The sequence below is a fragment of the Leptothoe sp. LEGE 181152 genome (genome assembly GCF_032906605.1).
In the GTDB taxonomy this organism is placed as follows: Bacteria; Cyanobacteriota; Cyanobacteriia; order Phormidesmidales; family Phormidesmidaceae; genus Leptothoe; species Leptothoe turfae.
In genome coordinates this window covers 362,669-387,403 of sequence record NZ_JASATU010000058.1, presented here as the reverse complement: position 1 = coordinate 387,403, position 24,735 = coordinate 362,669, and the positions used below count along the sequence as shown (strand labels likewise).

Below are 24,735 nucleotides of genomic sequence, written 5' to 3'. Positions count from 1 at the left end.
CGGCGAGTAATCCAGCTGTGTTGCTGGGTATTGAATTCAAGCTTTTGGTGAATACCCAGCAACCAACACCTTCAACTTACTATTTTTGCTATTTATCTTGGGAGAGTGCATATTTTTCATACTGAATTTAAGACAAAAACACTTTAAAACTATGAAGCAAAGAGGATTTACTCATGTTGTTCAATAACGTGTCAGCGTTATCCCTGGATCAGTTGATAGACACGTGGCCATCAACCCCATGGACATTTGCAGAAGTCTTGCCAGCTGAGTTCAGCCCTTTTATTTTGATGGGTGTGCTGCTGAGTTTGATAACAGTCTATGCCACTAGTAAGATTGGTGGTGAGCTATCAAAGCGCCTTGATTTACCTCCCGTATTAGGTGAATTAGTAGGGGGTGTTGTTGTTGGTATCTCTGCTCTACATCTGTTGATGTTTCCTGAAAACACCGCAACGATTACAGATTCATTGATTGCTCAATTAGTGCAATGGATGGGGCATCTGGATGCGGATGCAGCAATGCGTGTCTTTGAGGGGCAGAGTGAAGTAATCTCAGTATTGGCAGAATTAGGTGTTATCGTTCTGCTATTTGAAATTGGCTTAGAGTCTGACTTACGTGAATTGAGTAAGGTCGGCTTTCAAGCTGCTGTGGTAGCTGTTGTCGGGGTAGTTGTTCCTTTTACCTTAGGCACCGTAGGCTTGGTATCGATTTTCCATGTTCCTGTTATTCCTGCCATTTTTGCGGGAGCAGCGCTAACTGCGACTAGCATTGGTATTACCTCTAAGGTTTTATCGGAGTTAGGCCACTTAAAGTCTAAAGAAGGTCAAATTATTGTTGGAGCTGCTGTCATTGATGATGTTTTAGGCATTATCGTCTTAGCGGTTGTGGCTAGTTTGGCTAAGACAGGTGAGGTAGATCTGCTAAATGTGGTTTATCTCATCATCAGTGCCAGTGGCTTTTTGCTAGGAGCTATTCTCCTCGGTAAGTTTTTCAATACAGGATTTGTTGCGATTGCTGATAAGTTGCAAACTCGTGGTGCATTGCTGATCCCTGCGTTTACGTTTGCTTTGGTAATGTCTTGTTTTGCTAGCGCTATACATCTAGAAGCCATCTTAGGTGCATTCGCAGCAGGTCTTGTGCTAGATGAAACTGACAAGCGCAAAGAACTCGATCAGCAAATTATGCCGATTGCCGATATCCTGGTACCAATCTTTTTTGTTACTGTAGGTGCGAAAGCAGACCTGGGAGTTTTGAATCCTATGGTTGCTGAAAATCGGGCTGGTTTAATTATTGCCGCTTTCTTAATTGCGGTGGCTGTGGTAGGTAAGTTAGTCACCGGTTGGGCTGTGTTTGGTCAGCCTGGAATTAACCGTATGGCCATTGGTGTTGGCATGATTCCTCGTGGTGAAGTGGGTCTTGTCTTTGCTGGAATTGGATCTGCTAGCGGGGTATTGGATCGACCTTTGGAAGCGGCGATTATCGTGATGGTAATCCTGACCACATTCTTAGCGCCTCCACTACTTCAGCTGACGCTGAAAGGATCTAATGTGGAGATGTCGTCTAGTGACGTGTTGCCAGCGACAGATTAAAGTCGCTAGTCCAATCCTCTGTTGCCGGGGACAGATTAAATATCCTGCCACTTCTGTTGTGCTCAATTGAAGTGACAGGATATTCCTCATAATCTGAATCAACCAGCTGTTTGTTTGATATTTAAATCAATGATTGCTGTACTCGAAGCCTGTATTTTTGCCACGGTCATGGGTGGTTTCTTTGGAATTATTTTGAAGAAAAACCTCATGATGAAAATTCTCTCTATGGATGTGATGAGCACTGGTGTCATTTCCTGTTATGTGCTTGTGGCATCGCATCGCGGTTTGTTTACGCCCATCTTAGGATCTGGGGCTGGGATCGAATTGGGAGCAGACTCTGGGGCCTATGCGGATCCGGTGCCTCAAGCTGTGATTTTGACGGCTATTGTGATTGGCTTTTCGATTCAAGCATTGATGCTGGTCGGGGTGATGAAGCTGTCACGGGATAACCCGACTCTGGAGATTTCCGAGATTGAAAAGAGTAATACGCCATGATGATTTTAACGATTGCTTGGATTGCATTACCGCTCTTAATTGGATTTAGCATCTATCTTTTGCCCAAGTTAGATCGTTATCTGGCCATGGGTGTTGCGCTGGTTTCAATAGGCTATGGTTTGGCCTTATTTCAAATGCCAGATGCCCTCGATATAAGTCTATTAGACAACTTTGGTGTAACTCTTTTAGCGGATTCACTGAGTGGTTACTTTATTTTAGGAAATGCCCTGGTAACAGTTGCGGTGCTGCTCTATTGTTGGGAGCAAGAGAAATCGGCTTTCTTTTTTACGCAGATGATAATTTTGCACGGCAGTGTCAATGCCGTTTTCATCTGTGCTGATTTCATTAGTTTGTATGTAGCCTTAGAAGTCGTTGGTATTGCTGCTTTTTTGCTGATTGCCTATCCACGAACGGATCGTTCTATTTGGGTGGGCTTGCGCTATTTATTTGTCAGCAATACGGCCATGCTGTTTTATCTAATTGGAGCAGTGCTAGTGTATCAGGCGAATGGATCGTTTGCCTACACAGGTTTACAGACGTCTCCTGCAGATGCGATCGCACTTATCATGTTGGGCCTTTTAACTAAGGGCGGCATGTTTGTATCGGGTTTATGGCTGCCGTTAACCCATTCCGAAGCCGCAACACCTGTCTCAGCAATACTATCTGGTGTAGTGGTCAATACAGGTGTTTATCCCTTGGCACGGTGTGCGCTGTTAGTTGATGATATTCAGCCGATTCTTCAATTATTTAGTATAGCCACAGCGCTTTTCGGTGTGGGCTACGCAATCTTTGAAAAAGACACAAAGCGAATGCTGGCATCCAGCACGATTTCTCAGCTAGGATTTGTTGTGGCTGCGCCAGCGGCATCAGGTTTTTATGCACTAAGTCATGGTTTAGCCAAGGCATTGCTTTTTTTAGTCGCAGGCAATTTACAAAGTCGCAGTTTTCAAGAATTGCGTCAGATGCCTATACAGTTTCCTGTGTGGGGTGTACTGACAGCCGCTAGTCTGTCTATTTCAGGTTTTCCGTTAATGGCTGGTTTCGGTGCTAAAGCGCTCACCTTAAAATTAATGGCACCTTGGCAATCCACAGTACTTACCCTTGCAGCCATTGGTACAGCAGTTGCATTTGCCCGATTTATCTTTTTACCATTTGAAAAACTCGCCATCTCAGATAAGAAACCGTCCCGTGGATTTTGGTCAGCGACGATAGTGTTGTTGGGCGGCCTTATTGCAGCCAATAGTTTCTTTTTAGGGGGGTATACACTTCCTAATATTGTCAAAGCATTGCTGGTCATTATTGCAGGCTGGTTGATTTACTTCATAGGTGTTCGAAGACTTAAGTTTGAACTGCCCCGTGCTGCTGAACAATTTGAACATTTGATTGGTGCAATGAGCCTGATTTTAGTGTTGCTGTTTAGTATGGTGTTGGTGTAATGAGTATTCCAGATTTATTACTGCGACTGACGATTTGGTTTTTACTCACAGCTGATTTAAGTCCAGCAAACATTGCGATTGGACTCTTTGTTGCCTGGTTCATTCCTCACCGGTATACTGTTCCCGCTTCTTGGAAGCGCTGGTTAAAAGAGTTGTTGCGAGTCTGCTGGGAAATTGTCTTAGCTATTCCCAAGGCTTATTTTGAAGCGTTTGAGATTATATTGCGTCCCCATGCAAAGGAGGTAATAACGCGAGAGCGTGTACGCCCTTTTCGAACACCTGGCTTGATTTTTCTCGATATCTTTTTAATCACGTTTACACCTAAAACAATTGTCCTTAAATGTCGTGAGGATGGCTGGTATGAGGTCCATCAAGTTGAGCGGAGGAAACGCCCATGAACGGTATTTTATTAGCCATGATCGGTGCTTTATTGATACCAATCTATGAAGCTTGGCAAGATGACGATATCTGGCAAAAAATGTTGGCATTTGCCAGCATTGCCACCAAAACATCAGTCATGATTCTGATGCTTTCTATCCTACGTGATGACTGGATGATTGGTGTTGTTGGAGTCCTAATTTTAAGTGTTGGCAATGCTGCATTAATGTTGTTAGCTCATGTGCTGAGACGGGTGAATGAATCATGATAGATACTGTTATTAATGTCATCAGCTATAGCTGTATTGTAATTGGTCTAATCTTTTGGTTTTGGGGCACATTACCGTTGCTGGGGCATCGCTCCGTCCTCTTTAAACTACATAGTTTGTCTGTTTCTGACACCCTTGGTTCAATGAGCATTATTGTGGGTCTCTTGCTCAAAATTCCGAGAGAATGGCCCTTGCTTTTGCTAGCACTGATTTCTCTGTCTCTTTGGAATACGGTGTTGGGTTATGTTCTGGCTTACTGCTCAAATGAGGGACGTTATGACTGAAGATATTTATACGGTTGCAATACTTCTCCTGCTACCCATGACAGCCAGTATGTTGGTGTCACAAGTAAATCCATACAATGCGCTAGTGATTCGTGGCATCCTTGGTGCTGTTGCAGCCTTAGTCTATGCAATGTTTGGTGCGGCTGATGTTGCTCTGACCGAGGCTTTGGTTGGCACAATGTTATCAATTACCCTCTATGCAGTAGCGGTACGCTCCTCGATGAGTATGCGGCTAGGGGTGGTTGAAACCGCGAGTAGTGAATGTCCAGGCTATGAGGCCTTGTTATCTTCTTTACGCACTCATCTTCAAGAAAAGCATCTGAGATTGGAAGTGATTCCATTCACTCAGACTTCTACCCTGCAGACAGCATTAGCCAATAAAGAAATTCATGCGGTTTTCATGGTGCCAAATTCCGAGAACTCTGATCAGCTAACGGCTCCTACTGGTGACTTGCAAATTCGTGTGCGTCGTCTATATGAGATCTTGCAGGCTAAATTGTCTCATGAGTTAGTGAACCTCAGATTTGCTGATGTAGAAACCGCTAATTTATCCAGAGGGAAAGGACTATGAAGTGGATTTATGTGATTGCTGGAGTTGCTCTCTACATTAAGATGCTGGTTTTTCCTAATCCATCTACTGATATGGCTGAGGTTTCTATTGTTGACGTGATCGTGCAAGATACGGGTGTGTCGAATGCGGTGTCAGGCATTATTTTTAGAAACCGCCTCTATGACACCATTTTTGAAGTTGTTGTTTTTACCCTAGCAATTATGGGGGCACGCTTTTTGCTTGCTAATGAACAGCCTTCCTGCACGATTTACCAATTTACCGATCACCCATCTGTAGTATTGGCACGGTTAGGCGCAACGATTGCAGCCTTAGTGGGTATTGAGTTGGCAATTCGGGGGCATTTGAGCCCCGGTGGCGGTTTTGCTGCTGGTGTTGCGGGCGGTACAGCGATTGGCCTTGTGGCGATTACCTCGTCACCAAAATGGATGGAGGATATTTATCAACGTTGGGGGGCTGCTATTTGGGAAAAGATAGCAGTGCTGGTTTTTATTGTTTTAGCAGTGCTTTCGTTAGTCGGCATTGCTTTACCCAACGGCCAAGTCGGCACGTTAGTCAGTGGTGGCTGGATTCCACTGCTCAATATTTTAGTGGCGGTTAAAGTAGCTTTGGGATCTTGGGCGGCTATTCTGACATTTATTCGTTATCGAGGATTGTTGTAGCTGGTGATGCTACGTCTTAAGTTTGAGTGATAGAACTGCTTGCCATACAAGTTATCGCTTAGTCCTAGATACATCCATGCCTCTCAAACCGCAGTTCAAGAGGCATGGAGTTGGAATGAATTGGAGACAGTGAATGTAGATTCACTATGAGTACCAGCTCTACAGCTAATACGAGAGGGTTAACCCTCTAAGCTTCGACTTGAGAATGCGTCATAGCTATAGGCAGGAGTACGAGTGCTGAAGCTAGTCTCACGTCCAGTGATAGTTTGAGATAGGGCGTCGAAGGAATCAGAACGCCAGTTACGCTCATGAATGGGTTTAGATTGCTCGCCTAGGAAGTATGCTTGAGAGCCAATCAGTACAGCGGCTAGCCAACCTACGATCAAAAGTGCCAATACGATAGCCATATTTAATCTCCTATTTAAAGTGCTGATGATATTGCGATGTAGGGCAACACCAGCCGGTCAATAAGTGCAAGCGTTGTCTTATGTAATTAACGGTAACGAAAATTATTAAGAAACGTCAACTGCGATTGACTAAATTGTTGGTGTGGCTATCAACACTTTGCTTTATGACTATCACCCTTGATGCCAACGTTGTGTGCTCTAAGTAGAGACACTGAGTGTGGGGAGTAGAGTGTATTTTAAGTTACACGCTGTTTGATCAATTCAAACAGTGCTCTCATGCCCATGGCGTCCCCTCCCTCAGGGCGTCCGGGCAAGCTCCGGAGGTTGTAACCCATAAAATCTACATGGATCCAGGAGATGTCTGGCTGAACGAATTCTTGTAAAAAGAGAGCTGCTGTAATGGAACCACCATAGGAGCCGCTGGCAATATTATTCATGTCAGCTACTGGACTATCTAGCATGGAGCGATAGGCCGTATGTAAAGGCAGATTCCAGAGTGGGTCGTCTATATTTAGACCTGCATCAAGTAATGTTTTAGTGACCCCATTGTCGTTGCAGAAAAAGGCTGGCAGTTCAGTGCCAAGGGCAACACGGGCAGCACCGGTAAGGGTGGCACAGTCAATCAGTAAGTCTGGGTCTTCGCTGCTAGCTTCCCATAAGGCATCGGCTAATATTAAGCGTCCTTCAGCATCTGTATTGCCTACTTCGATGGTTGTTCCTTTGCGGGATGTCAAAATATCTAAGGGGCGTAGGGCATTGCCCGCAATGCTATTTTCAACGGCTGCCACCAATACTCTGAGGTTGACCGGTAAGCCGATTTCCATAATCATCTGTGCTATCCCTAGCACCTGGGCTGCTCCCCCCATGTCTTTTTTCATGAGGCGCATGCCAGTGGCGGATTTAACGTCTAAGCCGCCACTGTCAAAGCAAACTCCTTTGCCTACCAGGGTGACTTTGGGGGCGTCTGGATTGCCCCAGCGCAGATCAATCAGGCGAGGCGCACGGGTGCTGGCTTTTCCAACGGCATAGATCATCGGGTAATTTTCGATGACTAAATCGCCACCTGCAATGACTTCCACTTTGGCTTCGTAGCGCTCAGCTAAGCTGCGGGTTGTTTCCTCAAGCTGATCAGGCCCCATATTGTTGGAGGGTGTGGTGATCAGATCGCGTACTAGATAGGTGGCTTCTGTGGCGGCTTTAACGTAGGTTACATCTACATGATCAGGGGGGTGTAGTTTTGCAAGAATGCTGGTTTTGGTCAGTTTGTAGCGATCAAAGCTATAGCTGCCCAACTGCCAACCCAAATACAGTTTGGTCGCGTTAGCGATAGCTAACGCATTGCCCAAGGTGTATGTCCCTGCTGGCAATGTTTTGGGTAGACTTGCCAGGGTCCAGGTATCTATGGTGTCGGGACGCCCCACTAAGACTTTGCCAATTTTGCCAGTGGCATCGGGAATTAAGCATACTTTGCCAGTTTGACCAGAAAATCCGGCTGCCTGGCACCAGGCAGCACTATCAGGATGATCGGTCTGGAGCTCCTCTTCATTGACTAGGTAAATTGCGATCGCATCTGCCAAGGGGGAACCTCCACACGTTCAAACATAGTTATTCAGACGAGTTTAGTTTGCCTTATGGCTACTAGCAACGGTGTAGCACCTGAGCTTTATTTCAAGAAATACACCTTAAAATTATTTGTCTTCATGGCCACTCAAATAAAGCTGGCTTTTCTTCGACGCTCTGACGAACACAGCAACTTTCCAGATGATCGTTCACGGGACCCATGGCCTGCATAAAGGCATAGACGGTAGTTGGTCCAATAAATAACTAGCCCCGGTTCTTTTAAACCTTGCTTAACGCTAGAGATTCTGGCGTTTTATTCAGCTGGAGATAGAGTTGCGTAGTCACACTCAAGCGGGCGTTGAGTGGGCTCATATTGCCAAAAGTTACGCGGCTAGTGAACCCCATTCATCAACACCAATAATGAGGCCCTCAATCATATACGCCTAAGGTTGAACTACGTATTCTCCATCAATGGAGTCAACTCTCCCTTGGTTCGCTAACGTTTGATAAATCATCGCTGCAACTTCGGCACGGGTAGCAGGCTGATTGGGATTGAGCATATCCAAGTTGGGGTAGTTAACGACAATATTGGCTTGGGTAGCCGCCGCCATTTTGTCAATTGCCCAACTAGGGATCTCTGCGGCATCGCTGTAGAGATTAACTATGGTTTGAGTGTCTGTGGGGATGGTGCTATTCAGCCCTGTAACTAAGGCCGTGAGGACCTGGGCACGGGGTACCGGTAGTGTAGGTTGGAAGCTTTCATCAGGGAAACCACTCATAAAGCCACCTTTTACGGCTTTGTCGATGGCTTCGGTTGCCCAATAGCCTTCCTCAACATCCAAGAATGCGATCGCGGCCTCTTGATCTTCTAGGGGAAATGCTTGAGCAATTGCACTCGCTAACTGTGCCCGTGTCACTGGTTGCTCAGGAGCAAACGTACCCTCAGAAATACCATCCAAGACCAATCGCTCACTGAGAGCATCAATGTAGGGCTTAGCCCAATAATCGTCAGGCACATCCTGAAATTGAAGCGCCTCACGGCTTGACTCCAAAGGCTCCTGGTTCGTTGGGGCAGCAGCCGTATCCGTTTGTGCAGGCTGCGCCGATTGTTGAGGCAGCTCCGTTGAGGCAGATGTCTGAATGTCAGAACGCGACGGTACCGTTGTTGTCTGACTAGTAACCCTATTGTTCAGAGAGGGACCCTTCAGAAAGGGATCCTCAGCTGCTCTTTCTAGCGCCTGATTGCTATTCCTAAGGACGCCAGCACTACCTGAACCAATATCCTCTACAGTGCCAAAGCCAATACCATCTCCATCAGTTTCAGCTTCCAGGCTACTATCAGTGTCTTCAGCTCGACCCAGTCGCTCTCCTGCGTCGAACGCACCCGCTACAGAAGGTGCACTATCGGCATTAAAGAGTCCCGCTTGCCCCAACAAGTTCACCCCGGATCGGGTCAACCCCCAAAATAATACGCTGCCCAAGGTTAGAAATGCTACAAATAAAGCAATCAGTTCATCATAGTCAACTGAGCGACGACGATTATTATCAGTACCTGGGTCAGACGGAATTTGTGACACAGCAGACTCCTAATCCCTTAATAGAGGATTAATCAAAATATATTCCCGATATAAAGATAAATCAGAAAAGGATCGACTTAAGCGTTATTACTTACATTTCTAAATTATTCTTTCTATTAAGCTTTTGCGTAAGTGGTTATTTCTTGACAGTGAGCTACCATAGCTTGCTACTTTCTTGACTGATGATTTTACGATTTAGAAAGTCCAAATTAAAATCTACAGTGGGTCGTGCCAAGCGTTTACTGGTCATCGCTTTACCTGCTCTTGGTATGAGTGGCTGTGTAATGATGACTGGGCAAATCTCCACATTGCGCCCTGTGTCCGCCTTGGTGACTCACATCATGGTTAGAGCTACGGCGGTTGGCGCTCTGATTAGTAAGGTTCATCAACGCTTGGATATCCTACAGCCGTTAGAAAAAGAAGCCGTATCCATTGGCGGTTTAGGCCCAGTAAGACTGGGAATGTCTATTCAAGAGGCAGCCAATGCTGCCCAGGTTAGTTTTGTCGTGGCTCCGATGACCCAGTCAGAATTGTGCCAGTACTACTTACCAGAAGTTTATGATCCTGAAAAGGCAACCCGTGTCGCGTCGATTGATGGCATTGGCCTCATGGTGGTGAATGATCAAGTAATTCGAATTGATATTTGGTCGGAGAGTCCAATTAAAACCCTGAGTGGTCTTGGCATTGGTTCCACCATTGAAGAGATTGATGCCGTTTATGACGGACAGATAGACGTGACGCCCCATCCATACACCGACGGCAGTTATGTCACACTAACCTCGGAGGCTGCTGGCAGTAACCTGTATAGCCTCGTCTTTGAAACCGATAAAGAAGGCCGAGTAACCCAGTTTCGCACTGGACAATTCCCTGCCGTCACATGGGCTGAAGGCTGTTCTTAAGCACATCATTATGGCTAATCTTGATAGACTCAGGGGGCAACAGTTCTTTGTTTCCCTGACCTATGGTGAATCGTCTTGCCCAAAGTCAAAGTCTCTACTTGCGTAAACACGCCGAAAATCCAATTGACTGGTGGCCTTGGTGTGATGACGCATTAGAGGCAGCAAGACGTGACAATAAGCCAATTTTTCTGTCGGTGGGCTATTCTAGCTGCCATTGGTGCACGGTAATGGAAGGGGAAGCTTTTTCGGATAGTGAAATAGCTACCTATCTCAATGCCAACTTTTTGCCTATCAAGGTTGATCGTGAGGAGCGTCCCGATCTTGATAGCATTTATATGCAAGCCCTTCAGATGCTTGTAGGACAAGGAGGCTGGCCGCTCAATATTTTTCTATCTCCTGATGATTTAGTGCCCTTTTATGGAGGCACTTACTTCCCCGTTGAGCCTCGCTATGGTCGTCCTGGTTTTTTGAAACTGTTAGAGATTTTGCGCAATCTCTACGATACAGATCAGCCTAAAGTGGGTGCAGTCAAATCTCAGATTTTAGAAACGCTCCAGCAGTCAACGTTGTTGCCCGCAGACGACAACCTCAGTACAGAGTTGCTAGTCCGTGGATTGGCCGCCAGTGTGAAAATCCTGATGCCATCGGGGCAAGGCACCAGTTTTCCCATGATTCCCTATGGGCTCAGTGCTTTACGTTCTATTCGTTGGGTGGAGCCCACAGACGAGCTGAATCCTGAGGAAATTTGTCTGCGTCGAGGAGTGGATATGGCCCTTGGGGGGATATATGACCATGTAGCTGGCGGTTTCCATCGCTACACCGTCGATCCCAATTGGACGGTGCCTCATTTTGAAAAAATGCTCTATGACAATGGTTTGATCATGGAGTACTTGGCAGATTTATGGAGTCAGGGACATCAGGAACCTGCCTTTGAGAGAGCGGTTGCTGGAACTGTTCAATGGCTAAAGCGCGAGATGTGGGCGGGGTATTTCTATGCCGCCCAAGATGCCGACAGTTTTGTCACCCCTAATGACGTTGAACCTGAAGAGGGGGCGTTTTATGTGTGGCGTGAGACCGAGCTGCGAGAACTTTTAACAGATGCGGAATTTGCTGACCTGAACGCTGACTTTTTTATTTCGGCTGAAGGCAATTTTGAGGGTAATATCGTGCTCCAACGGCAGCAGCCTGGAGCGCTTAAGCCAGGGACAGAGTCTGCCTTGAAAAAACTGTTTGCTGTGCGCTACGGTCAACCTGCCTTGGCAACCTTTGCACCAGCAATCGATGCTCATGCTGCCAAAAACTCGGCGTGGCCAGGTCGTATTCCCCCTGTCACTGATACCAAAATGATCGTCGCATGGAATAGCCTGATGATTTCTGGTTTAGCTCGTGCGGCGGCTGTCTTTAACCAGATGGAGTATCTAGATTTAGCGGTTGAAGCAGCTCAGTTTATTTTAGAAAACCAATGGATAAATGGACGCTTTCATCGGTTGAATTACGATGGGGTCCCTGCTGTATTAGCTCAGGCCGAAGACTATGCCTTATTTATCAAGGCTCTGTTGGATATTCAGCAAGCTAGTCTTGGGTTGTCGAAGGGTACAGCAGCAGGCTGGTTAGCCCATGCCAAGAACATTCAAGCTGAGTTTGACCAATGGCTTTGGAGTGATGTAGCCAATGGGTATTACAACACGGCTAGCGATGTCAGTGGGAGTTTATTGATCAGAGAACGAAGCTATCAAGATAATGCAACGCCAGCAGCTAATGGTGTGGCTATTGCCAGCCTGATGCGATTATTCCTACTCACTGAAGATTTGACCTATTTAGATCATGCTGAAAAGGCTCTAAAGTCTTTTAGCATCGTTATGGAGCAGGCGACTAGGGCTTGTCCAACCCTGTTTCAGGCCCTCGACTGGTATCGTCATCACACCCTGGTCAGAACGCATGCAGAGAATGTCACTAAACTATCGCGTAGTTACTTACCTACCGTTGTTTTAGTGCATCAAAATTTATCGGATGGAGAGGCCGGGTTAGTATGTCGCGGTCTGTCATGTCGTAAGTCAGCAATGAGTGTTGAAGAAATGATGGAGCAGATTGTTATGAGTCAGCAAAGGGACAAAATTCGCTAGAGAGAACTATCTGCTGACTAAGGGAGGAAGTGCTTTATTGCTGGATGGGCTGCGATCGCAAACAAATTCCATCTTGAACTAGGGTATGCACCTGCCAGGTAGCATCTGTTTCAGGATAATCACTGCGGTAATGCCCACCGCGACTTTCAGTGCGAAACAGGGCACTTTCAAGCACTAATTTGGCCACGGTTAATAGATTGCGAGTTTCTGTCCAAAGACGGAGTATTGTGAAATCTAGCGTTGCAGGGAGCGTATGATTTTTCTGTTCGTTCACCCTGTTTACTATCTGTGTCAGCGGTAATGCGTCGAACTCGGTTTTCCATTGTTCTAGCTGATCCAGTGCCGCATTCATTTGGTTGGCTTCACGGGCAATGCCTGCACTTTGCCACACCAATTGCCCAATGGCTGTTCGATGTTGCTGGAGCCAACTAGCAACCTCATCTAAATCCGGGAGCGTGGTTAATTCATCACTAGCAGCACTATCGCTTTGAGATAAATCTGCTAGTGGTTGTGGTGTAATGTCCTTCAGCTGTGCTCCAAATACCAAACATTCCAGTAATGAATTACTAGCTAATCGATTAGCACCATGTACACCCGTGCTGGCATTTTCACCAACGGCATAGAGGCGAGGTATGGTCGTTTGACTACCAAGGTTAGTGATTATTCCGCCCATCCAGTAGTGGGCTGCAGGTGAGACGGGAATCGGCGTTTCAAAGACGTTAATACCTGCCCATTTTTGACATTTGCGAATGATATTGGGAAACCGATGTTTCACTCGCTCTGGGGCAATCACCCTCAGATCCAGATACACCACAGACTCATCTGGATGTCTCTGAAGATGATTAAAAATAGCTCGACTGACCACATCTCTGGGGGCTAATTCGCCGTCAGGATGATAGTCAAAGGCAAACCGACGGCCATGAATATCAATCAAATGTGCGCCTTCTCCCCTGACAGCCTCACTAATGAGAAAGCGAGGAGCCCCTGCTTGGGTTAAGGCTGTGGGATGAAATTGCATAAATTCCAAATCCCGTAGGGTGGCTCCCGCTCGCCAGGCCATGGCCACACCATCCCCTGTGCTGGCAGTGGGATTGGTCGTTTGTGAATAGATTTGACCACCGCCACCTGTGGCTAGAACGACGGCGTTAGCCTTTACCAACTTTAGTTGTTGACTGTGGACCAGCTGTACACCAAGGCATTCTCCCTGATGCATCCATAGGTCTAATGCTAGGGCTTGGTTAAAGACGTGGATATTTGGGCGTTGGAGTACTTGATCTGCCAGTGTGGTGACTACGGCTCGTCCAGTGGTATCGGCGGCATGTAACACTCGACGCCGAGAATGGGCCGCCTCTAGGGTCATTGCTAGCTGCTCGCCTTTGCGATCAAATGCCACACCCATTTGGGTCAGGTGCTGAATACATTCCCCTGCCTGTCTAACTAGCACGTCTACGGCTTGGCGCTCGCATAGACCAACGCCAGCTTTGAGAGTATCGGCAATGTGGAGTTCTGGGGCATCGTCAGGTGCGATCGCAGCGGCAATTCCTCCCTGTGCCCAGTCGCTGGCGGAGATAGACAGCGTATCTTTTGTGATTAAGCCTACTTGGAGCGTTGCGGGTAAACAAAGGGCTGAATACAGGCCAGCAGCTCCACCACCGACGACTAAAACATCAAACTGTGATGGCAACGCAGCATAGGACGAAGAGGAGTGCACCAATAAAAATTGCTCCTGACAGAGGGATTAAACCACTCTATCAAGAGCAACGATAGATAAAGACAATACCAGGGAATTGAAATTTTTGAGATTTACCCAATATTCAAGTCTGGGAATGCTTACTTACCTGTAAAAACCATTGTTGTAACGGTCGTCACCTTCCACTAGCGCAGGGTTAGGGGGAGAGAGGGTAAATATGTCCATGTTCTCTTGAATCCGTGATTTCTCAACATCACTAAGTCCAGGGATTTCTAAGATATCCTCCAGGTTTTCGTAGGGCGCATTCCGAATGATTTTGCTTGCAATCGTCGGAAATAGGCCCCGATACTTCCTAAACGCTGCAACGTTAGTGTTATTCACATCAAGCTTATAGCCATACTCTGTAGCCAGCTTGTCATCCACTGCGTTGCGAGGTAAGTTAGCTTCTGCCAGAAACACCGTACCGCCATTCAACATATTGGCTACTGCGGGCTGAGCATCGCTCACCAAAGTACCAAATACCAGTCCAAGCGCCATTAATAGGCCAAAGAATTGTTTCATCTCTCCGCCGGATTTATTTAAATCTCATACACAGCATTAATGAGCAGCCTATCACTTTCGCTGTGCCAATGTTGAGTAATGGTGATAATCCTTTGCGGACCGTTACGCAAATGCTCACCTGAGCCCTAATTTAGGATGACTGCACAGACGAGGATTTTATTGGAACTGAGGATTTGCGATCGTAACTGATCAAAAATCTATCCAAGTCTGAAAACGTGCATGCATAGGTCGTTAACGGTTTGTCATAACCCTTTAACAAAGCTGAATAGCGCTTAAATGTTTGTTCGTTGGCTCCCAGCTTACTCAAGTACTTATAAGTTTCTGCCCCCAGCGCTACATCTAGGCCTAGCTGTTTGGTGGAGCTTTCAAAGCGGAAGGCCGCATTGACGGTGTCACCTAGGGCCGTGTAGTCAGGACGGTCTCCTGTACCTGTATTACCTACGACTGCATAGCCAGTGTTCACACCAGCTCCCACCCGTAACGGGAAAGGGAGGGGAAATTGCTTATGAAGCTGACGCGTCATCTCATTCAGTGCACTAATGGCGCGGCTGATTTTCAACATTTCCTCAGCTTCTACCGCCTGGGTGCCATGAATCCAAACAGCCATCACAGCATCACCAATGTATTTATCGACCCAACTACCGTACTCGCCAATGATGTTGCCAGCATGACGGAACCAGGTGCCGATGACTTCTGATAAAATCTTTTCATCGATCTGCCGGGTCATAACTGTGAAGTCTCGGATGTCGACCACCATGACCGAAATCAAACGACGCACGTGCAGTGTAGCGGTTGCGGTAGAGTCGTGTGAGCTCAGTGAGTTATTACTATTGGTGTTAACGGGTTCTGGTGCAGGACAATAGAATTGCAATTCAGTCTGCCCAAAGGTTAGAGCATCCCCATTCCGTAGGGTAACTGGCACACTGACTCGACGGCCATTCACAAATGAGCCATTGCGGCTACCTAAGTCGATCAAATAGAATTCTCCGCTTTCCATAAATTGCAGCATTGCATGGTTGCGGGAAATCCAGCGATCGGGCAGAACAAAATTATTATCGTCGCTGCGGCCAATAGTCCAACAACTATTACCCATCAACGATAAGTGACGTTGACCTGAGTCTGTTTTTAGGACCAGGTAAGGTCCAACTTGAGGGGTCTTTTCAGGGAATAACACTATACCTCGACGCTTCGAGTCAGCTATGTCCTATACCTTAACGCTACTGCTCCTAACAGCACTATAGCCTTTGTGCTTATTTATTATGCATTACATACACAATACTGCTGATCCTAAGGATTCATGGTCAAAGCTTCATACGTTATCTAGATCTTCAACGCTAAGGCTAATTTTTCTAAGTCCCCACCAGGTGCCTAGATTCGAATAATCTTGCTTATTTGTCAAGAAAGTCACGCCGTTTAGCGGTAAGGCTCTTGCAGACAAGCTTATGGGGCCTCTTACTTATTTATGCCAGGATTGCCGCAAGTAGGAATAGCGCATCTACCAGAATTGTGCTTAGCACTGCCCCAGCGAATGCCCACCAATGGGTTTGGTTAGATTTGAGTGCTAGGGTGCCAACACAGATAAGTGCTATGAGCAATGCCAACGCCCTGGCGACAGCAATAGGGTTTTCAATCTGTAGTAGAGCTGCCTGCAAAACATTACCTGCCTCTGTGGGTTCCACGGTCATGGCTTGTCGCCAATAGGGAATTAGATTGACCCAGTAGAAATAAAGATCCGTAATAGCAGTACCCAGTAAAGACCCTACATAAAAATAACTGCCAATCTTAAGGCGAGTCTGGCTGATTAAAATAATGACGATGGGTAACCCAATGGCTTCAACGGGTAAGTGGACATAGGGATTTTCCCTCAGCCATCCCCAGTAAAGGCTGCCAGCGAGCCATGTCCAGGAAAACCCAATGGCCAAGTCTCCCCAGAGTTTGTATGTGTGCTGACGCAGGGCATAGATCCCACCGAATAGCCAAATAAAGGTCATTAATAAGCTCACCCAAGGCTGAAACCGCACAAGGGGGGCTTGAAAAAAAACGGGCACACTGACCAAGAAAGCAGATGCTAGGAATGCAGGTAACCGATGAGCTGCATGCTCATCAGAACGTAGCGTTAGTTGTTCAGTGAGTTGGGTTTGAGGTGAAGTTTCGGATAGCAATACTTCCTGATGAATTCAATTGAATTCTGAGAGAGGTTAATTATTGTTAACATAACATGTCAATCGAGCCACTCAGGAACTGTAGCCTCGTAAATGGCGACCTAGATAATATTGCAGTATGTAAATTTTTCGGGAGAACCCAATTAAAAATTGCTGATAAGGGATTTTCAGTTCTGATTTGTCTTGCCAGCATGTACCTTAGCGAGCATTGGATATATCTTTGCTAAACTTCAGATTTTCTTTGGGTTGCTGCTTAGCTGAGGATCATGCTTCAGTCTATGAGCGGTTTGTCTGTTGATACATACTTGCGACTGCCTGCCGAGGGTTTTGTGGTGCACCCATACCGACATTCTTAATTTCAGTGCAGTTGGATTCCAAAGTGCTGATATGGCGCATCAGTAAAAGCTTGTCGAGGTAGTCCGGATGTAGTTGTGAATGGTTCGTGTCCTTTAGGAGTGGTCTGCGCTAGACCTAATTGATAAAGTTCGAGCTTTGGAGCATTTTTCATGTTTGTTTGCCAATTATTTGAGCTTTTGGCCCAAGCACCTACGAGTCAAGCAGCGCAAATTAACCTGTTTCAAGCCATTGTGATTGGCATTGTGCAGGGACTGACGGAGTTTTTGCCTATTAGTAGTACCGCTCACGTCAAAATTGTGCCTGTAACGCTAGGTTGGGGCGATCCTGGTGTGGCATTTACGGCTGTGATTCAGCTTGGTAGTTTAGCTGCAATCTTGTGGTACTTCTGGGATGATTTGACCAAAGTGACTCGCAATACGATCAAGGCGGCCATTGCAAAGCGCTATCAGTCTTCAGATTTTCGTTTGGGGTTAGGTATAATTCTGGGCTCGATTCCGATCGTATTGTGTGGCCTAATCATCAAGCTGTTTTTTGAAACGCAGTATGAGACGTCAGTGATTCGGAGTACCCAAGCGATCGCAATTACATCTATTGTGATGGCCGTCCTTTTGGGCATTGCTGAAAAGGTAGGCTCTCGTAAGCGCAAGTTTGAGAAGTTAGACCTCTGGGATGGCGTTGGCGTTGGCATCGGTCAGGCCCTGGCCCTGGTTCCTGGTGTATCTCGTTCAGGTTCAACGCTAACAGCCGGTTTGTTTTTAGGTCTGGAGCGAGATACGGCAGCACGCTTTTCGTTTTTGCTAGGGACACCCGCTATTTTGCTGTCTGGTCTAGTAGAACTTAAGGGGTTGCTGGATGAGATGGCGACAGTGGGCGATGCAAGTTTGGTGCCCCTGGTCGGTGGCTTGATTGCGGCGGTGATTTCTTCGTATCTTGCGATCGCATGGCTAATTCAATTTCTAAGGCGCAATAGTACCTGGGTTTTTGTTTGGTATCGCCTGGCCTTTGGCGTCGCTATTTTAATTGGATTAGCTACTAAGACTATTCAAAACGTTTAGGGCGTTTTTGCTTTTATTTATTCCCACAATAGGTGGTTTCCCTAAGTATTATGGATTAATTGTCTAGCCCGATGGTTTATGCGTAGTGCGTCTATCCAACCGGCTGTCGTTACCAGTGTTCTCAGTGATTCTATTGCTGAAGCTATTGGCTTTGAGCCTGGCGATCGGTTGGTTTCGATCAATGGTGATCGTCCCCGTGATTTAATTGACTATCGATTTCTTTGCTCGGATGAATGGTTGACCCTGGAAGTATTAGACGCCGCCGGGGATAGCCACACCGTTGAGATTGAAAAGGAGTATGACGAAGATCTGGGCCTGGAATTTGAAAGTGCTCTCTTTGACAACCTGATCCAGTGCAATAATCGTTGCCCTTTTTGTTTTATTGACCAGCAACCTCCTGGTAAGCGAGACACTTTATACCTGAAAGATGATGATTATCGCCTTAGTTTTCTGTACGGTAGTTATCTGACACTGACCAATCTGCCTCCCTCAGAATGGGAACGGATTGCACGTTTGCGTTTGTCTCCGTTGTACGTTTCGGTCCATGCCACCGAACCAGAACTGCGTCAGCGCTTACTGAAGAATTCTCGTGCTGGCTTACTTTTAGAGCAGCTCAAATGGTTTCAAGAGAACCGTCTACAAATCCACGCACAGGTGGTTGTTTGTCCTGGCATTAATGATGGTCCACATTTAGAGCACACGTTGCGTGATTTAGCTCAATTTCATGTTGGTGATACCCCTGCTGTTGCTTCAGCCGCTGTTGTTCCAGTTGGGCTTACTCAGTTTCGTCCAACAGAAGACGAGCTCATCCCTGTCAACACCGCTAAAGCTAATGAGGTGATTGAGCAGGTCACACAGCTACAGTCTGAATTCAAAGACACCTTGGGCTCTACATTTGCCTGGCTGGCAGACGAATGGTTTTTAATTGCACGACGTAGCTTGCCACCAGAGGCTCACTATGAGGCCTATCCCCAAATTGGCAACGGTGTAGGGTCTATTCGTTTATTTCTGAAGCAGTTTGAGGCAGCAGCTCAGAAATTGCCTGAATCTATCAATACCTCTAAACATCTAACCTGGGTGGTTGGTAACGCTGTTGAAAAGGCGTTTGAGCCCATTTTGGAACGAATCAACCAGGTAAGGGGGCTAACAGTTACTATGGCGGCTCTAAACAGTGAGTATTGGGGGCAGGAGATTACTGTTACTGGCTTACTGACGGGTTACGATATTTTAGAAAAGCTAAAGGAACGCAACTTAGGGGATGGAGTGTTACTGCCGTCTTTGATGTTGAAGCGGGGACAGCATGCTACACCTGAGAACACATATTTCCTAGATGATCTGTCCTTATCGGAGCTAAGTCATCATCTTCAGTGTCCTGTCTGGCCAGTGGACGATATTACCGAGTTATTAGCGGCCTGTGCCACTCCAGATTGCACCGATTAGCTCTAAGCTTTAATTCTCTCAATTATGACGATTGTCAGCTTGTAAGTCTGATTCAATTGCTATTGAATGAGAATTTCTTAATGAATGGGCGGCCTTGGGCTCGATTGCTTGTATATCTGTGTAAGCTGCTTGAAAAACGAGCTTGTGTACGAATTTACTAAATTTATTAGCTACCAACTGACGCAAACACTATGGGATACATCAACCACTCGCTTTTGATCCGCATAGCTGTGCTTGGAGGCGCATTGTCCCTACTGCCTCTTCCAGCGCACGCTAAGGTCTTAATTGATGATGATCCAAGTGGTACCTCGCTGCCTTTGATCACAGCTCAGTTAGATGTGCAGGAGACTGAAGTAAGTAGCGGTAATCATGCCGATTCTTTCCCAGATATGCTGGCTCCTGCTGTTATGGCAAGTGCGGCATCACCGACGTTTTCAGCAAAGTCGTCAAGGGCTCATGGAATTGCTTTACCGCCAGAGCTAACCCAAATGTCTCAACTGCCTGAGTTGTCTGAGCAGGACGAATCTGAGGGAGAGGTTGCTCCGGATACGATTCCGTCTACTGATGAGGCAGATCCCGCAGAACCCGCAGCTTTAGATGAAGAACAAGACCCCGCAGCTGTAGATAGTGATGGAGCTGAGCAGCCATCTGCGGTCGATAGTGAAGAAATTGTGCCAGCAACTGGTCAGGCCGAATCTACATCTAGTGATGACTTGCTAGATGAAAGTAATTTGCCACCTACAGAATTGCTTGCAGACCCTAATCCGTTAACTGTACCTACGTTAGAGGCGGAAGTATTGCTGCAAGAAGGTGACGAGCAAACAATTTCGCTGGAAGAAGCGATTGAGCTTGCTTACTTTAATAATCAAGATTTGCAAGCGTCTTTGCTAGAGCTGGAGCAGGCTGAGGCAACCCTGGCGGAAGCGCGGGCTGCTTTTTCTCCCACCGTGAGCACGTCGGCAGATGTGACGGCCCAAGAGTCGGATTCGCAAACAATCTTTGGGACTACGGTGGGGGAGGATGAGCTTGATACCACCCTCAATGCATCGGTGCAGGTGAACTATGATCTATTCACATCAGGCCAGCGAGTTGCTTCAGTCCGAGCCGCAAAAGAGCAAGTCCGTTTGAATGAGCTGGAAGTTGATCGTCGTCGCGAAGAGCTTCGTCTTCAAACTACCAGTCTTTACTATGATTTGCAGGAAAGTGGTGAACAGATTCGCATTAACAGGTCCTTTGAGGAAGAAGCACAGCGGAACCAGCGGGATAATGAATTGCGTCGCCAAGCTGGTGTAGGTACCCGCTTTGATGTGCTGCGGGCAGATGTGCAGTTAGCCAATGCTCAACAGGCACTGATTCAATCCCAAGCAGATCAGCGCATTGCTCGGCGTAACCTGGCGCGTCTGCTGAATATCCCCTCTACGGTGAATATTAATGCTACGCCGGTGCCTGCCCCAGATAACTGGGAAGAAACCTATGAGCGCTGGAGTTTAACGCTAGAGGATAGTATTCTGCTTGCGTTCCAAGGCCGTGTGGAATTAGAGCAGCAGTTAGCGCAACGGGAAATTAGCACTCAGCAAGCTCGCGCAGCTCGCGCGGCGGTTCGCCCACAGGTGAGTTTGTTTGCTAACTATAGTTGGAGCGATCTGTTGGATGACTCGTCGGATAACTATAGCTTTGGAGCGCAGTTAAACTGGCTACTGGTGGATGGCGGTGCCGCTCGAGCCCGAGCTCGTCAACAAGAAGCCAATGCTGATATTGCTGAAGAACGGTTTTCAGAACAGCTGGATCAAATCCGTTTTGAAGTGGAGCAGGCCTATTTCACGCTACGTTCTAATGAAGAAAATGTGAGAACGGCTAGAACGGCGATCACTCAGGCTACTACCGCCCTGGAATTGGCTAATTTACGTCTTGATGCGGGTGTGGGGACACAGTTAGATGTGCTGACAGCCCAGTCTGAATTGACTGAAGCTGAAGGTAACTGGGTCAGTGCAGCCTTAGGATATAACCGAGCGCTCGCCTCATTACAGAGAGCTGTTAGCAACTTGCGTTCTACGCTATAGCGGTTAGAGGTGTTTTAACAGCTCCAAGATATAGCAAGCTGCTGAAATGCATATCTCCAAAGGATAAGTGCGCTGAGCTATATTTAACCAAGCACCAGTGCAGCAAACTCCTTCACTTTGAACGGACATTCCTAAGCTATTCAACTAAGTTGGATAGCTTAGCTGTTCGGACATTGAGAGTTTGGAGTTGTCTGTGGTTGATATCTCACCGCCACATAATTTCTCAATGACTTGATCAGCGGTCATGAGCCGTTTCAGAACAACTTGGCCAATTGGGTTGCCAGTCTCATCTTCAGGCAAGACTTCAACCATTAGTACATCCTCTTCGACTTGATATAACCATAGCTTTTCTGTGGCTTCTTCGATGTAAAGCCCTAGCTTGTTGATAATTGGTTTGCGCTGCCAGGCAATTTCATTCCAAAGGCCGCCAAACTCCCATACTCTGCCAGTTGTCCAGCCGTCGGACAGAAAAAAATATTTCACAGATCCTGAGTAAGGTCAAAGGTTTAATCGCATTATCTCTGGTCATGTTGTTTTTGACACGGGGTCGCTAAAATCTTGATGCTTTCTTATGGTAAGAACGGAAAAAGAAGCTGATTTTGAGTTCTGTCCGGACGTCAGGGGGGATGACATGGACAATTAGCTGGTAGATGCACCCTGATGTCTAACTCCTGAGCCCTTCTGGGACTTGGGAGCTTTTTTTTGCTAATTAATGCTGCTACTTCTTCTTACCAAATAATGAGGGCTAGGTTGCTAGTAAAACTTGATTCTATTGTGTCCGGTAGCGGGGAAGAATAGTATTGACAGTTCGCTGGTAGATGTATCCTGATGCCTAACCTATGAATCCTTGTGGGGCTTAGGAGTTTATTTTTGATCAACTCAATTACTTAATTAGATATGACGTTTAAAAAGAAGATTCAGTTGTAAATGCAATTTGATTTTGTTCTGTCCGGAAGTAGGGAGTAATGGCATGGACAGTTAGCTGGTAGATGCACCCTGATGTCTGACTCCTGAGCCCTTCTGGGGTTTGGGAGTTTTTTTTATTGCCTGAAATCTAGATTTTAGTGCTATCAATTGATCAAAGATGAATCCAAATTTCTACTACTTAAGTTGTAAATAAAAATTGATCTTTATTCTGTCCGGAAGTAGGGAGTAATGGCATGGACAGTTAGCTGGTAGATGCACCCTGATGTCTGACTCCTAAGCCCTTTTGGGGCCTGGGAGTTTTTTTTGCTAATTTTTTAGCAGCGAAATGTTAGCACCATTATTTGTGCTCAAATTGTGAGGTCTCACTGGTAAATAAAACTGATTTTTTATTCTGTCCGGAAGTCAGTAGGAATTGTGTGGACAGTTAGTTGGTAGATGCACCCTGATGTCTGACTCCTGAGCCCTTTTGGGGCTTGGGAGTTTTTTGTAATTGTCTGATAGCCACGGAGTATCGAGATTGCCTAATGGGTAGGTTGAGTCTGTGATAGGCTAACCCCTTAATAGGATTTTGGCGTTTCTGATCCTCGGGCACAGCAACTTTTTATTTAGCCTTACGTAAATAGCGTTCGTTGTAGCTCGGTTTATTGATAAATCAGAATAACGTCCTTTTGAGATAAAAAGGAGCCTCACTTAATGGCAAAGATGCGCGTAGGCTTATTGTTTGGTGGATGCTCAGGTGAGCACGAGGTGTCTATTTTCTCAGCCCAAGCAATTGCTCGAGGGCTAGAGTTGAAAAGTAATGCTGAGAAGTATGACGTGGTGCCGGTTTACATTCGTAAGGATGGCGCTTGGGTGATGGATGCCTACGATGTTCTGAAGTCGGGTAGTCCACTACTAGTAGCTGATGATCAAGAAGTTTTAGCAACGGAGCGTATACCGACACAGGTAGCCAATATTGATATTTGGTTTCCTGTACTCCATGGGCCCAGTGGTGAAGATGGCACGATTCAGGGCCTATTTGAATTGATGCAAATGCCCTATGTCGGTTGTGGCGTCTTAGCGTCAGCTGTGGGTATGGACAAACTCGCCATGAAGTCTGCGTTTGCTCAGGTAGGGTTGCCTCAGGTGAAGTATATGGAAGTTTTGCGATCGCAAGTCTATTCCAACCCCTGTGTTTTCCCAAAGCTGTGCGACGATATCGAGCTTACTCTGGGGTATCCATGTTTTGTTAAGCCTGCCAACTTGGGGTCGTCCGTTGGTATTGCTAAAGTAAAAGATCGCCAAGATCTAGAAGCGGCTCTGGATAATGCGGCCAGCTATGACCGTCGCATCATTGTTGAGGCGGGTGTTGTAGCCCGTGAAGTTGAATGTGCCATTTTGGGAAATGACAATCCGAAAGCCTCGGTCATTGGTGAAATTAGCTTTGATGCAGATTTCTACGACTATGAAACAAAATACACGAGTGGCCAGGCTGATTTAGCCATTCCTGCATCACTGCCAGCCGATATTGTGACAGCGATTCAAGAACAGGCCATGAAAGCGTTCCAGGCAATTGATGGTGCCGGTCTATCACGGGTAGATTTTTTCTATCTTGAAGACACAGGCGAAGTCTTGATCAATGAAATCAACACATTCCCAGGGTTTACAGCTACCAGCATGTACCCCATGTTATGGAAAGCTGCCGGTGTGGAGTTTGATCAGTTGGTTGATCGATTAATTCAGTTGGGTTTAGAGCGCACAGCGCGTAAATCCTAGAGCGACCCCGTCCTATAAGCTTTCTAAAAATACGAGTAGGTCGGCCATATCCTGAGTATTTGGTTGAAACTGTGGCATAGGTGGAGTTTTACCACTAATAACCTGCTGGATGAGTGCTACCTGTGATTTACGCTCAGAGACATGCTGTAAATCTGGTCCAACTTCTCCAGTTCCTTCTAATCCATGGCAGGTGGCACAATTTTGCCAAAATAACTGTTGCCCACGTTCGAGATCTCCTGTGGAGGCTAAGACGTCATGTACGTACGGATCGGATACTTGTACCCTATGAATTCCCCAAATAATCAAAATGACGCACAATAAAATTGTTGTTGCCGCCAATACAAACTGGACCAACAGCCGATTGTCCGAGTTGGCTACGGTTGTCTGGGGAAGAGATGGGCTATCGACTGTTTTTTGGGTCACAAGCAGAACGTAACACTTTGTCATTACGCATATGATACATAGTTTAAAGTTTTCTCAGGAGC

At 46.5% G+C, this 24,735-nt stretch carries 24 protein-coding genes; 14 read left to right on the top strand and 10 right to left on the bottom strand.

Features of this window, described 5'->3' with window-relative positions; all coding sequences use genetic code 11:
* The first annotated feature begins 173 nt into the window (after window positions 1-173).
* The 8 genes from QGP82_RS27395 (at window position 174) to QGP82_RS27360 (ending at window position 5,677) form a co-directional block, all read left to right on the top strand.
* Window positions 174-1,586 carry a cation:proton antiporter gene (locus tag QGP82_RS27395; protein ID WP_163659881.1) on the top strand — a complete coding sequence of 471 codons (1,413 nt, stop codon included), beginning with the start codon at window positions 174-176 and terminating at the stop codon, window positions 1,584-1,586.
* A gap of 129 nt (window positions 1,587-1,715) precedes the next feature.
* Window positions 1,716-2,081, top strand: coding sequence for a cation:proton antiporter subunit C (locus QGP82_RS27390; RefSeq protein WP_163701819.1), 366 nt, complete (start codon window positions 1,716-1,718; stop codon window positions 2,079-2,081).
* A complete protein-coding gene (locus QGP82_RS27385; protein WP_163659877.1) occupies window positions 2,078-3,517 on the top strand; it encodes a cation:proton antiporter in 1,440 nt (479 codons plus the stop codon). Before QGP82_RS27390 ends, QGP82_RS27385 begins: the two co-directional genes overlap by 4 nt.
* The gene (locus tag QGP82_RS27380) at window positions 3,517-3,915 is read left to right on the top strand and encodes a Na+/H+ antiporter subunit E (RefSeq protein WP_163659875.1); all 399 of its coding nucleotides are present in this window, start codon (window positions 3,517-3,519) and stop codon (window positions 3,913-3,915) included. The genes QGP82_RS27385 and QGP82_RS27380 overlap by 1 nt, the downstream gene beginning before the upstream one ends.
* The gene (locus QGP82_RS27375) at window positions 3,912-4,163 is read left to right on the top strand and encodes a hypothetical protein (RefSeq protein ID WP_163659873.1); all 252 of its coding nucleotides are present in this window, start codon (window positions 3,912-3,914) and stop codon (window positions 4,161-4,163) included. The genes QGP82_RS27380 and QGP82_RS27375 overlap by 4 nt, the downstream gene beginning before the upstream one ends.
* The gene (locus QGP82_RS27370; RefSeq protein WP_163659871.1) at window positions 4,160-4,447 is read left to right on the top strand and encodes a monovalent cation/H(+) antiporter subunit G; all 288 of its coding nucleotides are present in this window, start codon (window positions 4,160-4,162) and stop codon (window positions 4,445-4,447) included. The genes QGP82_RS27375 and QGP82_RS27370 overlap by 4 nt, the downstream gene beginning before the upstream one ends.
* On the top strand, window positions 4,440-5,018 hold the full coding sequence (locus QGP82_RS27365) for a DUF4040 domain-containing protein (protein WP_163659869.1): 579 nt from the start codon (window positions 4,440-4,442) through the stop codon (window positions 5,016-5,018). Before QGP82_RS27370 ends, QGP82_RS27365 begins: the two co-directional genes overlap by 8 nt.
* Window positions 5,015-5,677, top strand: coding sequence for a Na(+)/H(+) antiporter subunit B (locus QGP82_RS27360; RefSeq protein WP_163659867.1), 663 nt, complete (start codon window positions 5,015-5,017; stop codon window positions 5,675-5,677). The genes QGP82_RS27365 and QGP82_RS27360 overlap by 4 nt, the downstream gene beginning before the upstream one ends.
* A gap of 179 nt (window positions 5,678-5,856) precedes the next feature.
* Here the strand turns inward: QGP82_RS27360 and QGP82_RS27355 are convergent, their stop codons facing one another.
* The 4 genes from QGP82_RS27355 to QGP82_RS27340 all read right to left on the bottom strand — a co-directional run bounded on the left by QGP82_RS27355 (window position 5,857) and on the right by QGP82_RS27340 (window position 9,221).
* On the bottom strand, window positions 5,857-6,084 hold the full coding sequence (locus QGP82_RS27355) for a photosystem II protein, Psb35-related (RefSeq protein ID WP_163659858.1): 228 nt from the start codon (window positions 6,082-6,084) through the stop codon (window positions 5,857-5,859).
* A 236-nt stretch (window positions 6,085-6,320) separates the two neighbouring features.
* Window positions 6,321-7,661: a leucyl aminopeptidase family protein gene (locus QGP82_RS27350; RefSeq protein ID WP_163659856.1), complete on the bottom strand. Its 1,341-nt coding sequence runs from the start codon at window positions 7,659-7,661 to the stop codon at window positions 6,321-6,323.
* A 121-nt stretch (window positions 7,662-7,782) separates the two neighbouring features.
* Window positions 7,783-7,875, bottom strand: a complete 93-nt coding sequence (locus QGP82_RS27345) for a DNA-3-methyladenine glycosylase I (RefSeq protein ID WP_250564679.1) — start codon at window positions 7,873-7,875, stop codon at window positions 7,783-7,785.
* A gap of 212 nt (window positions 7,876-8,087) precedes the next feature.
* Entirely contained in the window at window positions 8,088-9,221 is a 1,134-nt protein-coding gene (locus tag QGP82_RS27340; protein ID WP_163701821.1) for an S-layer homology domain-containing protein, read from the bottom strand.
* 182 nt (window positions 9,222-9,403) lie between these two features.
* Here QGP82_RS27340 and QGP82_RS27335 point away from each other — a divergent pair, with 182 nt between their 5' ends.
* Window positions 9,404-10,120, top strand: coding sequence for a hypothetical protein (locus tag QGP82_RS27335; RefSeq protein ID WP_499061595.1), 717 nt, complete (start codon window positions 9,404-9,406; stop codon window positions 10,118-10,120).
* Window positions 10,121-10,182: 62 nt separating this feature from the next.
* Complete coding sequence (locus QGP82_RS27330) at window positions 10,183-12,243, top strand: thioredoxin domain-containing protein (RefSeq protein ID WP_499061594.1); 2,061 nt, start codon at window positions 10,183-10,185, stop codon at window positions 12,241-12,243.
* A 34-nt stretch (window positions 12,244-12,277) separates the two neighbouring features.
* Here QGP82_RS27330 and nadB read toward each other — a convergent pair whose 3' ends face one another.
* The 4 genes from nadB to QGP82_RS27310 form a co-directional block, all read right to left on the bottom strand.
* On the bottom strand, window positions 12,278-13,954 hold the full coding sequence (nadB, locus tag QGP82_RS27325; RefSeq protein ID WP_499061602.1) for an L-aspartate oxidase: 1,677 nt from the start codon (window positions 13,952-13,954) through the stop codon (window positions 12,278-12,280).
* 123 nt (window positions 13,955-14,077) lie between these two features.
* Window positions 14,078-14,494, bottom strand: coding sequence for a photosystem II complex extrinsic protein PsbU (gene psbU / locus QGP82_RS27320; protein ID WP_163659848.1), 417 nt, complete (start codon window positions 14,492-14,494; stop codon window positions 14,078-14,080).
* 130 nt (window positions 14,495-14,624) lie between these two features.
* Window positions 14,625-15,587, bottom strand: a complete 963-nt coding sequence (locus QGP82_RS27315) for an adenylate/guanylate cyclase domain-containing protein (RefSeq protein ID WP_250564677.1) — start codon at window positions 15,585-15,587, stop codon at window positions 14,625-14,627.
* Window positions 15,588-15,954: 367 nt separating this feature from the next.
* Entirely contained in the window at window positions 15,955-16,656 is a 702-nt protein-coding gene (locus tag QGP82_RS27310; protein WP_163659844.1) for a DUF3120 domain-containing protein, read from the bottom strand.
* A gap of 506 nt (window positions 16,657-17,162) precedes the next feature.
* Between QGP82_RS27310 and QGP82_RS27305 the strand changes: the two genes are divergently transcribed.
* From QGP82_RS27305 to QGP82_RS27295, 3 genes are all read left to right on the top strand, one after another.
* Window positions 17,163-18,068, top strand: a complete 906-nt coding sequence (locus QGP82_RS27305; protein ID WP_006516893.1) for an undecaprenyl-diphosphate phosphatase — start codon at window positions 17,163-17,165, stop codon at window positions 18,066-18,068.
* Window positions 18,069-18,146: 78 nt separating this feature from the next.
* Window positions 18,147-19,508 carry a TIGR03279 family radical SAM protein gene (locus QGP82_RS27300; protein WP_499061593.1) on the top strand — a complete coding sequence of 454 codons (1,362 nt, stop codon included), beginning with the start codon at window positions 18,147-18,149 and terminating at the stop codon, window positions 19,506-19,508.
* A 191-nt stretch (window positions 19,509-19,699) separates the two neighbouring features.
* Window positions 19,700-21,568: a TolC family protein gene (locus tag QGP82_RS27295; protein WP_499061592.1), complete on the top strand. Its 1,869-nt coding sequence runs from the start codon at window positions 19,700-19,702 to the stop codon at window positions 21,566-21,568.
* Window positions 21,569-21,712: 144 nt separating this feature from the next.
* Here the strand turns inward: QGP82_RS27295 and QGP82_RS27290 are convergent, their stop codons facing one another.
* Complete coding sequence (locus QGP82_RS27290) at window positions 21,713-22,051, bottom strand: hypothetical protein (RefSeq protein WP_163701834.1); 339 nt, start codon at window positions 22,049-22,051, stop codon at window positions 21,713-21,715.
* A 1,137-nt stretch (window positions 22,052-23,188) separates the two neighbouring features.
* On the opposite strand from QGP82_RS27290, the gene QGP82_RS27285 reads away from it, so the two are divergent.
* Window positions 23,189-24,250 carry a D-alanine--D-alanine ligase family protein gene (locus QGP82_RS27285; protein WP_163701836.1) on the top strand — a complete coding sequence of 354 codons (1,062 nt, stop codon included), beginning with the start codon at window positions 23,189-23,191 and terminating at the stop codon, window positions 24,248-24,250.
* Window positions 24,251-24,262: 12 nt separating this feature from the next.
* Here the strand turns inward: QGP82_RS27285 and QGP82_RS27280 are convergent, their stop codons facing one another.
* Entirely contained in the window at window positions 24,263-24,673 is a 411-nt protein-coding gene (locus QGP82_RS27280) for a c-type cytochrome (RefSeq protein ID WP_225920325.1), read from the bottom strand.
* Window positions 24,674-24,735: the final 62 nt, after the last annotated feature.

Coding starts and splice junctions, on each gene's coding strand:
- QGP82_RS27390 (WP_163701819.1), top strand. CDS start 1,716: ATGATTGCTGTACTCGAAGCCTGTATTTTTGCCACGGTCATGGGTGGT.
- QGP82_RS27385 (WP_163659877.1), top strand. CDS start 2,078: ATGATGATTTTAACGATTGCTTGGATTGCATTACCGCTCTTAATTGGA.
- QGP82_RS27345 (WP_250564679.1), bottom strand. CDS start 7,875: ATGCAGGCCATGGGTCCCGTGAACGATCATCTGGAAAGTTGCTGTGTT.
- QGP82_RS27305 (WP_006516893.1), top strand. CDS start 17,163: ATGTTTGTTTGCCAATTATTTGAGCTTTTGGCCCAAGCACCTACGAGT.
- QGP82_RS27375 (WP_163659873.1), top strand. CDS start 3,912: ATGAACGGTATTTTATTAGCCATGATCGGTGCTTTATTGATACCAATC.
- psbU (WP_163659848.1), bottom strand. CDS start 14,494: ATGAAACAATTCTTTGGCCTATTAATGGCGCTTGGACTGGTATTTGGT.
- QGP82_RS27315 (WP_250564677.1), bottom strand. CDS start 15,587: ATGGGTAATAGTTGTTGGACTATTGGCCGCAGCGACGATAATAATTTT.
- QGP82_RS27395 (WP_163659881.1), top strand. CDS start 174: ATGTTGTTCAATAACGTGTCAGCGTTATCCCTGGATCAGTTGATAGAC.
- QGP82_RS27300 (WP_499061593.1), top strand. CDS start 18,147: ATGCGTAGTGCGTCTATCCAACCGGCTGTCGTTACCAGTGTTCTCAGT.
- QGP82_RS27365 (WP_163659869.1), top strand. CDS start 4,440: ATGACTGAAGATATTTATACGGTTGCAATACTTCTCCTGCTACCCATG.
- QGP82_RS27295 (WP_499061592.1), top strand. CDS start 19,700: ATGGGATACATCAACCACTCGCTTTTGATCCGCATAGCTGTGCTTGGA.
- QGP82_RS27330 (WP_499061594.1), top strand. CDS start 10,183: ATGGTGAATCGTCTTGCCCAAAGTCAAAGTCTCTACTTGCGTAAACAC.
- QGP82_RS27355 (WP_163659858.1), bottom strand. CDS start 6,084: ATGGCTATCGTATTGGCACTTTTGATCGTAGGTTGGCTAGCCGCTGTA.
- QGP82_RS27335 (WP_499061595.1), top strand. CDS start 9,404: ATGATTTTACGATTTAGAAAGTCCAAATTAAAATCTACAGTGGGTCGT.
- QGP82_RS27285 (WP_163701836.1), top strand. CDS start 23,189: ATGGCAAAGATGCGCGTAGGCTTATTGTTTGGTGGATGCTCAGGTGAG.
- QGP82_RS27370 (WP_163659871.1), top strand. CDS start 4,160: ATGATAGATACTGTTATTAATGTCATCAGCTATAGCTGTATTGTAATT.
- QGP82_RS27380 (WP_163659875.1), top strand. CDS start 3,517: ATGAGTATTCCAGATTTATTACTGCGACTGACGATTTGGTTTTTACTC.
- QGP82_RS27360 (WP_163659867.1), top strand. CDS start 5,015: ATGAAGTGGATTTATGTGATTGCTGGAGTTGCTCTCTACATTAAGATG.